Raw genomic sequence first — 11,000 nt, forward strand, 5'->3', positions numbered from 1 at the left:
GACAAGCGAGTGTTTTCATGAGGCGCTTGTGCCATGCGGCGTGTGAACCGCAAATGAGCAGACCGGCGCTTTGCCCAGTGACCATCGAATCTCCGGTATGGGTTGCATTCGAGATGATTTCATATGAAACGAATTTAAGCCTGTTCTGGTCTGCCCCGAAAAATTCATAATTTTTGCTATTGACCACAACTGTAATCGATCGTAACGACTACAAACGTAGTCAATAGGAATTCAGGTTCGATGCAGATCACACCCGCAGAACTGGAAATCATGAACGTGCTCTGGGACGATCCGGGCATCGGCGCGAGCGAGATCGCCGAGGCGCTGAAAGGCGACAAGTCCTGGAATATCCGCACGATCAAGACGCTTGTCGGACGCCTCGTCGAAAAAGGCGCGCTCGACACAGAGCCCGATGGCCGGCGCTATCTCTACCGGCCGATCATCAAGCGCGGCGACTATCAGAAGAAAGCCGCAAAACAATTTGTCGACCGCATGTTCGGTGGCCGGGCGGCCCCGCTTGTCGCGCACCTGGCCGACGCAAGGGGCCTTAGCGCAGATGACATCGCCGAACTCGAAAAGCTTTTGGGGGAGCTGAAGAAATGAACCCGTTCACCGAGATGAATCCGATCGTTGCAAACAGTCTCCAGACAAGTCTGGCTGTCGCTGTTCTCTTCGCCCTGATGCTGCTGGTCCGCAAGCCCTTTGCCCGCCAGTTCGGCGCGAAGGCGGCTTATGCACTCTGGCTGGTGCCGCTGGCCCGCCTGTTCATGCCGCCGCTTCCGGCCAACTGGTCGATGTTCGGCTGGCTGGCGGCCCCGGTTGAAGCCGCAGAGCCTGAAATGGCGCAGCCGGCCATGGTGTTTCATGGCGTGAACCGCACAGCCACGGACATGACGGTAACAGCGGAAGCGGCCGCGCCGCCCGTACCGGTGGAATTCATACCGGTCCATGCCGCCCCGGTGCCGGCTGAACCTGGCCTGCTGGACGCTGCACTGGGCCTGCTGCCGCATCTCGTCGTGCCGCTCTGGATCGCAGGGATCGCCCTGATGCTCGGCCTCGCCTGGCGCCGTCAGGCGGTGTTCCACCAGCTGATCCGCGACGACTCTTCGCCAGCTTCCGAGCCTGTAACAGAGATGGCCCGCGAAATTGCAGCCCTGCTCAAGGTGCGCCGCGGTTTCGAAGTCCGCACGAGCCTACTCAATGGCAGCCCGCTGGTGACCGGGCTCAAGCGCCCCGTCATCCTGCTGCCGGAATGGTTCGAGGCTGATTATTCCCCGCGCGAGCAGCGCGACGCGCTCACCCACGAGCTGATGCACGTGAAGCGCGGTGACCTTTTTGCCCTGCAGGCAGCCCAGATCGTGCTGGCCCTGCAATGGTTCAATCCTCTGGCTTACTTCTCGATCCGGGCATTCCGTATCGACCAGGAAGCCGCATGTGACGCTGATGTGCTTCGGGCGGGAACATCCTCAGCGTTTTCCTATGGCCGTACCCTGATCAAGGCAGCCCGCCTTGCAGGCCCGGCCGACAGCGCCTTCAGGGGCGCAAACCTGACCCTGGCGCATCCCATAAAAGAGAGACTAATCCTGATGCAGAATACTGCCCCAACCCTTCGCAAACGCCTGCTCGGCACGACGCTCGCCGTCACGCTCGGCACGGCCGCTGTGTTCACCACCGCCTCCTGCGCCGCCTCGGCCACCCCGCGTGACCAGTCCGCCACAGAGCTTGCCGGCGGCGAGGAGACGCAGACCCGTGTGAAGGATCATCGCGTCTACCGTTTCAGCTCTCACAAGGGTGATGAAGACTTCCAGATGGTGATCCTGAGCGATCCGTTCGAGGCGCTGGCCCCTCGCCTCGCCGAAGTCGAGAAGCTGGATCTGTCCGATCTTGAAGGAGAGATGGAAAAGCTCTCAATCGAGATCAGCAAGGTCGGCGAGATAGTAGCACTTGAAGCCCTCGAAGGCATGGACTGGTCGTCGCTCGCAGAACTTGAAGGCCTGAAAGAACTTGAGGGCCTGCACGAGCTCGACGCTCTTGTGGAGCTCGGAAATCTCAAATTCGACTTCGACATCAGCGGCATGGAAGACTTCGACATACAGACCCTCGAAACCGAGGGCGGCATCAAGATCATCATTCCGGGCCGGGAAATCATGCTATCCGGTCTCGATGAAGATGCGCTGGATATCCAGATCGAGAAGATCGAAGCCATGGCAGACGCTCACGCCGAGCGCGCCGAAGCGATGGCCGAGGCCCATGCTGAACGCGCCGAGGCCTGGGCCGAAGCCCACGCCGATCGGATTGAAGAACGGGCAGACCGGATGGCCATCGTCATCGAGCGCGAAGTCGAAAGCCGCGCCGAACGCATGGAAGAGCTCGGAGAGCTGATGGAGCTGCGGATCGAAGCCGCCTTCGAGGACGGTCTCGAAAATGATCTCGAAGCGGCCGGCGAAGTGATCGAAGAGCTCGCCGACCAATGCGAGGATCGCGACGAGGACCTCTCCTCACCGGAGATCGTGTCGGTTCGCGGCGAGAATGGCGAGACCTATCGCGCCCTTTGCGTCAATGGCGGCCAGGCCCGCCTCAAGGACGGCGATGTGAAAGAGTTCGTGCAGGCCCATCCGGCGCTGACAGACGCTGAAAAAGAGCGTTTCAGCCAGCACCGCTCATTCGAATACGAATATTCCTGGTCTGAAGACTAGGGGACCGACCCTTCGGCCCTAGCCCAATCGACGCCCGAGCAGCCCGGGAATAGGAAGGCCTCTGCTGAGACCGGCAGAGGTCTTTTTCGTTGCGGTGTACCTAGCTGAAGAGCCGGCCTTTGCTGGCGCGCTGGATCAGCAATGCAAAGCCGAAGAGCACAGTGGTGAGCCCCAGGAAGGCAAAGACTTTCAGCCACCAGCTGTCGAAGCGATCATCGCCCGTCACATCCATGATGTGAAACCGCCAGAGCGCATCGAACAGCCGCCATTTGCCTGTGCGCACGGCGACGAGACGGGCTGCGTCCGCATCGATCCAGAAGGTGGCGGTATCGGCGCCGTCGAACTGGACGCGCCAGAGTGGGGTTTCGCTAAATGCTTCGCGCGGCGGGGTTTCGACCAGGCTTGCAGATGAGATGGCGCCATCGCCGGCCCATCGGCTCTCGGCATAGGCGCGGATGTCTGCTGCATCGAGCGGCGGGCGGGGCGCGCCGGTGACCGTGTCATAGAGGGCGAGGCCGGTGTCGGACTTTACCTGCCAGACCAGCTCTCCGAGCACGATACGCAGCTCGGCAGTGCTGGCCTCATTCGTGAGCTGGGGCGCCGCAAGCGCTGGCAGGGCCGACAAGTCGAGGGCAGGCGCATCTGCGCGAAGGTGCTCTCCGCGGATCGTCTCGATCGGGTAGAGGGTGAAGAAAAAGCCGCTCGCCGTCCAGAACAGGAGCTGGATCCCGACGATGAGGCCGAGCAGCTTGTGGCCGCGTGCGATGGTCCGTGCGTTGAATGCCATGCTGAAAGCCCCTCGCGCCCTGCAATGCAAATCTTCTGCCTGACCAGCGCTGCGCCTGTCGAGCGGGAATGGGCGGTAAGCCGGCCCTACGCTGGATGCGGGACGGGCGCGATCGCGGCTCATGTCAGGATGATCGCCCGCTGTGGTTCGACAGCACGACATGTGATCGAAACGCAACGCTCCTCTCCCCACTGGAAGCAACCAGCGCTACTCCACCAGAAACCGCGCCACCTCGGCCGGCAGCTCGCCTCGCCTTGCCCGCTCGCGCGCGGCGAAGACCATCAAATGTGTAAACGCGTCGGCGATCTCGCCTGAGAGGCAGCGCCGGACAAGCTCGCCGAACGGGACGCGTTCAAGCGTCAGATCTTCCGAGGATTCAGGCTCGGCTTTGCCAGGTGAGAGCCCCCAGGCAACATAGCCGAAGGCGACCTCGTCGGACACCGAATTGGAGAGGTGCCACTGGCCGATTTCGAGCCAGTGATCGGCGATCAGGCCTGCCTCTTCTTCCAGCTCGCGCGCGGCTGAGGCCTGCGGTGACACCCCTTTCCTGCCGCCGCCCTCGGGCAGTTCCCAGCTATAGGCATCAAAAGGAAAGCGATGCTGGCCGACGAGCCAGGTATGGCCCTCCTCATCGAGCGGCAGGACGCCGGTGGCGAGATTGGCATAGCGCACGACGCCATAGATGCCGTCAGCGCCGCCCGGATGGGTAACCCTGGAGGTCTCGATCCGGATCCACGGGTTTGCAAACGAGGTCTCGGTTGAGTGTACGCGCCAGGGGCCGTTGCGGCCCGGTCGGCCTGAGCCAGTTGAGGAATCGTCAGTCATGACCAAAAGGCTAGCTGGTCGCGGCGTGCGCGCAAGGCAGGTCTTCGTGATCTGGCAATTTTAAAAGAACCGGCTTAGCGAGACGCCATGTCCTGGATCAGCGCTCTTGTCATTCTCGCCGCGACGCTGGTCACGGCTTTCATCTCCGGCATTTTTGGCATGGCGGGCGGGCTCATCCTGATGGGGGTGCTGACCGCGCTCCTGCCTGTCGCGACGGCGATGATCGTTCATGGGGCGATCCAGATGGTGTCGAATGGGTGGCGGGCCTGGCTGCTCCGCAGCCATATCGACTGGAAAGTCTTTGCCCGCTACCTCGCCGGCTCTGTTGTGGCGGTAATTCTTCTGTTTCTCGTGGCCTGGCGCCCGGACAAGACAATGGTCTATCTGATGCTGGGCCTCATTCCGCTCCTGGTATGGATCCCGCGATCCCTGGTCGATCTCGACATCCAGAAACCGGGACAGGCCGAAGGCGCAGCCGTGGTGGTCCAGTCGCTGAACACGCTCGCCGGGGTGTCAGGGCCGCTGCTCGATCTGATGTTCGTGCGCACGGATATGACAAGGCAGGCGATCGTCGGCACCAAGGCGGTGACGCAGGTCGTCGCGCATATGGTCAAGATCGCGTTCTGGAGCGTGCCGCTTCTGGCCGCGAGCGGGATATCGGCGATGCCGCCGGTCTGGTTGCTGGCGCTGGCCATACCGCTGTCGATGACGGGGACGTGGCTCGGCGGGCTTGTGCTGGCGCGGATGAATGATGTCGACTTCAAGCGCTGGATGCGCTGGCTGGTGACGGTGATTGGCGTGGTCTATCTCGCGCGCGCGGCGGGCCTGTTCTAGGCACAAAAAACGCCGGCGCTCCTTTCTGGAACGCCGGCGCTCGTGACGATATCGCGTCAGTTGAGTGCTAGAATTTGTAACCAGCACTGATCATCGCGGCATGGGTGTCGGTATTGCCGAAGCCATACCAGGTATAATCGCCGCGAAGTTCCCAGCTCTCGGTCAGGTCGTAATTGAGACCGGCACCAAGGGCTGCGCCATCTTCAGAGTCTTCGATGGTCGCGATCTCGGTGCCGCCTGGCGTCTGGATGTTGGCATCCAGATCGAGGAAGGCGTAACCGGCGCGGCCGAAGACATCGAGCTGATCGGTGACAGGCACGCTGACACGGCCATAGGCACCGACCAGATAGTTGAGACCAATGTCGCCCGATGCGTTGATCAGGTCATTGAAGTCACCATCATTATTGTCGTCGAGATCGAAGTCGTCTTCGTCGACATTGTAGTCAAACTCGCCATCATCAATGCCGGACGTGACGTCGGCCTCGAAAGAGAACATTGGCGTGAACTGGTAGCCGGCACGCGCCGTGATGGCATTCGTGTCGACACCTGATTCAGCGCCGTCCGGCTGAATATCGAGATAGCTGTAGCCACCCTGCAGATAAAAACCGGTGTCTTCTGCACCGTCTCCATAGCCCTGTGCCTGCGCGCTGGCGCCGACGGTCAGGAATGCACCGGCTGCTGCGGTGCCAATAAGTGTACGTTTTAACATGGGAGGATTCCTCATTCTGAGTTCTTTTTTGCCCCGGCCCGTGAGCCGGAACTGAACCCCAAACGAGGCAGGAAAAGGGCAAGTTCCTGCGTCCCTGTGCAGCTCGATGCAGATGTGGCAAATCAGCATCACTTTCTGTAATTTAATTCATTAATTACAGAAGGTTAAAGCAGATCAGCTCTTGTTTTCACAGACATAGTCCAGGAGGTCGCCGGGCGTACAATCGAGCGCGTCGCACAGCTTCACTAGCGTGTCGAATCTGACGCCTTTCACCTTGCCGGATTTGAGCAGGGACAGGTTGGCCTCGGTCATGCCGATCTCGGCGGCGAGATCTTTCGCCTTCACTTTTCGCATCGCCATCATGACGTCCAGGCGGACGATAATTTCACCCGGCGGAACAGCGGCCATCAGACAAACTCGTCATTCTCGGCCTTGATCGCGACCGCGTCTTTCAGAACGGAAGCAAAGCCGTAAAGCGCAATGCCCATCAGGCCGACGCCGAGGGCAAGGTCCGTGAAATCGAGGATTTCGTGGGCACCCGGTTCATCGACAGCGTCGAGAATGGTCGGGGCGATGATGCCGCTGACGAATGCCGCCCAGATCAGGCTTTCCGCGCCGCTCTTGAGCGTTTTGACATTCCGCTCGGTGAACGTGTCGCCCTGGCCGCAGCGATGGAAGAAGCCTGCGAAGTCGGTGAGAGCAAAAGCGATGAGTATGGTTGGTCCCGCTTTCAGCAGGCCGACCATGAAGCCTTTTAAGATGTCGATCCAGTCTCCGGGAGACTCAAAGACAATGCCGCCGACTTCGTCGCCGATGAAATAGGTGACGTTGAGCGCCAAGATGCCGACGGCGACCCAGGCGAGGATGGAGAGCGTTTCGTAGCTCTTCTCCTTGTCGCTCTGTGCGCGCGGCGGTGTCCTGTTGTCATCAGCCATATGCAAGCCTCCTGAAGAACAAGCATCTTACAACAAAAAATTATTTTCATGCAATAATTTATTTTCGTTTTTCTTTAAAAAACCGCTGCAGAAAACTGGCCGCTTCAGCCGCATGGACCGGATCCTGGGTGATGTCAGGGCGCCAGTGGCAGGTCTTCTGCTCGAAGAAGCGCGGGCCGTTGATGACCGCGCCGCCCTTCTCGTCGCTCGCGGCAAAGATCACGCGCCCCAGCCGGGCAAAGCTGATCGCGCCGGCGCACATGGCGCACGGCTCAAGCGTGACATAGAGGTCGAGGCCGGTCAGGCGGTAGTTACCGACCCGCGCGGCAGCGGCGCGGATGGCGACGATTTCGGCATGGGCGGTTGGGTCATGCGTGCCGATCGGACGGTTGCGGCCTTCACCGAGCGTCTCGCCAGTCTCAGGGTCAATGATGACCGCGCCGACAGGCACTTCGCCAGCCTCGGCCGCCTCTTTCGCCAGCTCGAGCGCGCGGCGCATATGGGTCTCGTCACTCATCGGCACGCTCCTTACACGGTTTGACGCTTTGCTGCACCCTCCACCAGTGATATGGCGCGTCTCCATGCGGATTATCTCAGGCAAATTCAAAGGCCATGCGCTGTCAGCGCCCAAGGGTCGTAATACAAGGCCAACCTCTGACCGGGCGCGCGAAAGCCTGTTCAATGTGCTGGCGCATGCGAGCTGGGCGCCGCCGCTTGAGGGCGCGCGGGTGATCGACCTGTTTGCAGGCTCTGGCGCGCTCGGCTTCGAGGCGATCTCGCGCGGCGCGGCCTTCTGCCTGTTCGTTGAGACCGAAAGCGCAGCCCGCGGGGCGATCCGGGATAATGTCGAGGCGTTTCAGCTGTTCGGCAATACGCGCATCCATAGGCGCAGCGCTGTGGATCTCGGGTCAAAACCTGCGAGCGCCGGGGCGCCCTTCACGCTCGCTTTCCTCGACCCGCCCTATCACAAGGGGCTGGTTGAGCCGTGCCTGAAAACGCTGGTGGACGGGGCCTGGATGGCAGATGAAGCGCTGGCTGTGGTCGAGACCGATGCGAGCGAGACTTTCGAGCATGAAGGCTGGGAAGCGATTGACCAGCGCGAGGCGGGCAAGGCGAAGCTGACCATGCTGCGGCGCCTCTAGAGCCCCCTCCGCCTGCCGGCACCTCCCCCGCTTGCGGGTCGAGAAGGGCGATCAGCTCCTCGTATCGTCCAGGAACTCGGCGCGAATATCGATACTCGATTGCTTGCCGACATGTTGCAGGCAGCTGCCAATCCAGTCTTCGGCGTAGGTGCGGCCCTTGTCGCGCAGGTCAGACAGGAAGGGCCAGCTTGTGTCGTATTTGCTCTCGAGGCGCAGGTCGCGCAGCATTTCGCCGCCGCGGATGGCATGGAGGTTGGGGTTGCTATAGCGGCTCTGGACCGCCTTGCTCAGCCAGTTCTGGCCGAGCAGTTTCTGGACGAAGGCGATCGCGCGCAACTCGCCGAGGAGCGCGGCATTGAAGGTGATCTCATTCAGCCGGTCCTGGATTTCACCGGCTGAACGCGGCGTGCCCTTGCGCTCCAGCGGGTTGAGCGTGACCAGCAGCACATCCTTGGGCGCCTTGGCATAGAAGAGCGGAAAGAGAGACGGATTGCCGAGATAGCCACCATCCCAATAGGGCGTCCCGCCAATCTCGACGGCGCGGAATGTGTTGGGCAGGCAGGCTGAGGCGAGGATGGCATCGGGGGTCAGCTCATCGCCTTCGAAGACGCGGACCTTTCCAGTCTCGACATTGGTCGCGGCCACAAAGAGCTGAATGGACGAGGCGCGCACGCGCTCAAAATCAATCTGGCTGATGACCACATCGCGCAGCGGGTTGATATCGAACGGGTTGAAGTCATAGGGGCTGAGGAAAGACGCCATGGCGGTCGCGAAGGCATGCGGCGACCAGGCGGTGAACGGGTGGTTTGAAAGGCCATTATTGTTCATCGCATAGAGCGGCGCGCCCCTGCGGGAGATGTCCTGCCAGAAGTTCTTGAGCGCCTCGCGCGCCCCTTCGCGGCCATTTTTCTGATAGCCGTCGATATAGGCTGCAGCATTCATCGCGCCGGCAGAGGTTGCCGTGATCGCGGCAATCTCGATCTCCTCACACTCGCTGAGCCGTTCGAGGACACCCCAGGTGAATGCGCCATGCGCGCCGCCGCCCTGCAAGGCGAGACTGATCTGTTTTGGTTTCTTGCCAGTTCGCGCCATAAACTCTCCTAGACTGCCGCCCGTATAGACAGGACAATGTGCCAGCAATGCAAAAGCCGCCTGCCCCTCCGAGATTGGCCGATGGACTGAAACCTCAAGCGGCAGCCGGTGTGGTCTGCGTAAAAGACGGGCAGGTCCTGCTGGTCCGGCGCGGGACACCGCCGATGACAGGCGAATGGTCGCTGCCCGGCGGACGGATCGAGCCGGGCGAGACGGCCAAAGAGGCCGCCTTGCGCGAGCTGGGGGAAGAAACGGGCGTCACCGCCGAGCTCGCCGGCCTCATCGATGTTGTCGATGCGATCGTGAAAAACCGGGATCACACGCTGGTCACGCGCCATTATGTGCTCTGCGATTATGCTGCGGTCTGGACAGGCGGCGAGCCTGTCGCCGGCGACGATGCAGACGAGGCGCGCTTCTTCGACATGCCAGAGATCGAGACGCTGGGGCTGTGGGACGAGACGCTGCGGATCATCCGGCAGGGGGTCGCCATTGTCAGCACGCTTCCTGAAACGCGCGATTGATGGCATACTGGGGCTCAGACGCGGACTAACCCGCGCACCCGGGAGGATATAGAGGTGAGACTCACCTCGTTCATCGCCATGCTGGCCCTTTTGCCAGTGGTCTTCCTGCTTCCTGCCGAGGCAGCCCAGAAGCAGACAATCCCGTTTGAAATCACAGACTCCGGCCATCTCATCGTGAAGATGGAAGTGAATGGGCATTTAAAGACGATCGCCGTGCTCGATACGGGGGCGACCTTCCCGATCATTCACCACCACACGGCCAAGGCGGCAGCGATCGCAGCCCCTACACCCGGACGGCTGATCAGCATTCTCGGCCTTGGCGGGATCGAAGCCTACCCTGTCGTCGATGTCTCCACCGCCCTGGTCGGCGATCTGGTGATCCAGAACTTCGAGGCGGCCTATAATGCGCGCTTCTACAATCCCGGGCGCGGCAATATCATACCCGCCTCCAGCCTGCCTTACCGCGTGCTTGATTTCGATTTCGACAAGCAACGGATCGAGGCCTATGACGCGCGGCCCAGACGGGTGCGGGCCTCAACCTCATCAAAGCTTCCGATCACCCGCATCCACGCCCTGCCCTTCGTGAAGATCAAGGTTCAGGGCGAAGAGGCGATTGCCCTGATCGACACGGGCGCGAGCATGACGATGGTCAACTCCAAATTTGCAAGCCGGTTTGCCCGCGACGAGAAATCTATCCGTACGATCGAGGTCGTTAATGCGGGCAAGGACGTCGAAGTGTTCAGACTGCTCGCGTCGCGAAATGTCGTCTTCGGGGATTTCCGGGTGCGGAAAATCCAGGCGTTCATTGTCGATCCGCCCGTGCTGGACCATGTCGGACTGACCGATCAGGCGGTTATGATCATCGGCCTTGATCTGCTGTCACAGTTCCGCCTGCAGCTCGACCGGGAAGAGGAAGTGTTGTGGATGCACAGGCCGCAGGAAGGCGTGCACATGCGCTATGGACGCATGTTCGACTAAGAAAGGCGGACGCAGCCTGCACTTTCCCCTCAGTCAGGATTGATCTTGGGCGCCAGCTCTTCCTTTATGCACTGCAAAAGCCCCTAGAGGAGGACACTGAATGGCATACGCACCCTTTGATCTTACCGGAAAAACCGTTCTCGTGACGGGCGGCAATAAGGGGATCGGCCTCGGCATGGCCGAAGGTCTGGCACAGGCGGGGGCGAACATCGCCGTCTGGGGGCGCAAGGAAGCCGACAACAAGGCGGCCGCCGAAAAGCTCTCGAAGATCGGTGCGGGTGAAGCGCGGGCTTGGCAGGTCGATGTTGCCGATGAGCAGGCCGTCGTCGAAGCGACGGCAGAGACGGTCAAGGCGTTCGGGCGCCTCGACAGCTGTATCGCCAATGCCGGGGTCGGCTTTGGCGCAAAATCCTTCCATGAAATGACGACAGAGATCTGGCGCAAGAATATGTCGGTCAATCTCGACGGCGCGTTCTGGACG

The 11,000-nt window shown here is 61.0% G+C and carries 15 protein-coding genes; 7 read left to right on the forward strand and 8 right to left on the reverse strand.

The features are described 5' to 3' along the window. Positions 1 to 187 (reverse strand): hypothetical protein (locus WA989_RS05530; RefSeq protein ID WP_424339509.1); only part of this gene is annotated, 187 nt, incomplete at its 3' end. 53 nt (positions 188 to 240) lie between these two features. Between WA989_RS05530 and WA989_RS05535 the strand changes: the two genes are divergently transcribed. Together WA989_RS05535 and WA989_RS05540 are read left to right on the forward strand one after the other, a co-directional pair. Next, complete coding sequence (locus WA989_RS05535) at positions 241 to 603, forward strand: BlaI/MecI/CopY family transcriptional regulator (protein ID WP_424339510.1); 363 nt, start codon at positions 241 to 243, stop codon at positions 601 to 603. Then, a complete protein-coding gene (locus tag WA989_RS05540; RefSeq protein WP_424339511.1) occupies positions 600 to 2,696 on the forward strand; it encodes a M56 family metallopeptidase in 2,097 nt (698 codons plus the stop codon). The genes WA989_RS05535 and WA989_RS05540 overlap by 4 nt, the downstream gene beginning before the upstream one ends. A gap of 100 nt (positions 2,697 to 2,796) precedes the next feature. On the opposite strand, the gene WA989_RS05545 is transcribed toward WA989_RS05540, so the two are convergent. Together WA989_RS05545 and WA989_RS05550 are read right to left on the reverse strand one after the other, a co-directional pair. Then, the gene (locus WA989_RS05545) at positions 2,797 to 3,483 is read right to left on the reverse strand and encodes a hypothetical protein (RefSeq protein ID WP_424339512.1); all 687 of its coding nucleotides are present in this window, start codon (positions 3,481 to 3,483) and stop codon (positions 2,797 to 2,799) included. 207 nt (positions 3,484 to 3,690) lie between these two features. Further along, the gene (locus tag WA989_RS05550) at positions 3,691 to 4,308 is read right to left on the reverse strand and encodes an NUDIX domain-containing protein (protein WP_424339513.1); all 618 of its coding nucleotides are present in this window, start codon (positions 4,306 to 4,308) and stop codon (positions 3,691 to 3,693) included. 87 nt (positions 4,309 to 4,395) lie between these two features. Between WA989_RS05550 and WA989_RS05555 the strand changes: the two genes are divergently transcribed. Continuing rightward, entirely contained in the window at positions 4,396 to 5,142 is a 747-nt protein-coding gene (locus WA989_RS05555; RefSeq protein WP_424339514.1) for a TSUP family transporter, read from the forward strand. Positions 5,143 to 5,209: 67 nt separating this feature from the next. Here the strand turns inward: WA989_RS05555 and WA989_RS05560 are convergent, their stop codons facing one another. The 4 genes from WA989_RS05560 to WA989_RS05575 all read right to left on the reverse strand — a co-directional run bounded on the left by WA989_RS05560 (position 5,210) and on the right by WA989_RS05575 (position 7,303). Continuing rightward, entirely contained in the window at positions 5,210 to 5,851 is a 642-nt protein-coding gene (locus tag WA989_RS05560; RefSeq protein ID WP_424339515.1) for a porin family protein, read from the reverse strand. A 174-nt stretch (positions 5,852 to 6,025) separates the two neighbouring features. Next, positions 6,026 to 6,259 carry a helix-turn-helix domain-containing protein gene (locus WA989_RS05565; protein WP_424339516.1) on the reverse strand — a complete coding sequence of 78 codons (234 nt, stop codon included), beginning with the start codon at positions 6,257 to 6,259 and terminating at the stop codon, positions 6,026 to 6,028. Beyond that, a complete protein-coding gene (locus tag WA989_RS05570; RefSeq protein ID WP_424339517.1) occupies positions 6,259 to 6,786 on the reverse strand; it encodes a DUF2975 domain-containing protein in 528 nt (175 codons plus the stop codon). The genes WA989_RS05565 and WA989_RS05570 overlap by 1 nt, the downstream gene beginning before the upstream one ends. A 58-nt stretch (positions 6,787 to 6,844) precedes the next feature. Beyond that, on the reverse strand, positions 6,845 to 7,303 hold the full coding sequence (locus WA989_RS05575) for a nucleoside deaminase (RefSeq protein ID WP_424339518.1): 459 nt from the start codon (positions 7,301 to 7,303) through the stop codon (positions 6,845 to 6,847). Positions 7,304 to 7,367: 64 nt separating this feature from the next. Between WA989_RS05575 and rsmD the strand changes: the two genes are divergently transcribed. Then, positions 7,368 to 7,928, forward strand: coding sequence for a 16S rRNA (guanine(966)-N(2))-methyltransferase RsmD (gene rsmD, locus WA989_RS05580; protein ID WP_424339519.1), 561 nt, complete (start codon positions 7,368 to 7,370; stop codon positions 7,926 to 7,928). 51 nt (positions 7,929 to 7,979) lie between these two features. Here the strand turns inward: rsmD and WA989_RS05585 are convergent, their stop codons facing one another. After that, positions 7,980 to 9,020, reverse strand: a complete 1,041-nt coding sequence (locus WA989_RS05585; protein ID WP_424339520.1) for a patatin-like phospholipase family protein — start codon at positions 9,018 to 9,020, stop codon at positions 7,980 to 7,982. A 47-nt stretch (positions 9,021 to 9,067) separates the two neighbouring features. On the opposite strand from WA989_RS05585, the gene WA989_RS05590 reads away from it, so the two are divergent. The 3 genes from WA989_RS05590 to WA989_RS05600 all read left to right on the forward strand — a co-directional run. Continuing rightward, positions 9,068 to 9,541, forward strand: coding sequence for an NUDIX hydrolase (locus tag WA989_RS05590; protein ID WP_424339521.1), 474 nt, complete (start codon positions 9,068 to 9,070; stop codon positions 9,539 to 9,541). A gap of 54 nt (positions 9,542 to 9,595) precedes the next feature. Continuing rightward, positions 9,596 to 10,519, forward strand: a complete 924-nt coding sequence (locus tag WA989_RS05595) for a retroviral-like aspartic protease family protein (protein WP_424339522.1) — start codon at positions 9,596 to 9,598, stop codon at positions 10,517 to 10,519. Positions 10,520 to 10,619: 100 nt separating this feature from the next. Beyond that, on the forward strand, positions 10,620 to 11,000 hold a 381-nt coding region (locus tag WA989_RS05600; protein ID WP_424339523.1), incomplete at its 3' end, for an SDR family NAD(P)-dependent oxidoreductase.

It is taken from the genome of Henriciella sp. (assembly GCF_049649345.1).
Taxonomy (GTDB): domain Bacteria; phylum Pseudomonadota; class Alphaproteobacteria; order Caulobacterales; family Hyphomonadaceae; genus Henriciella.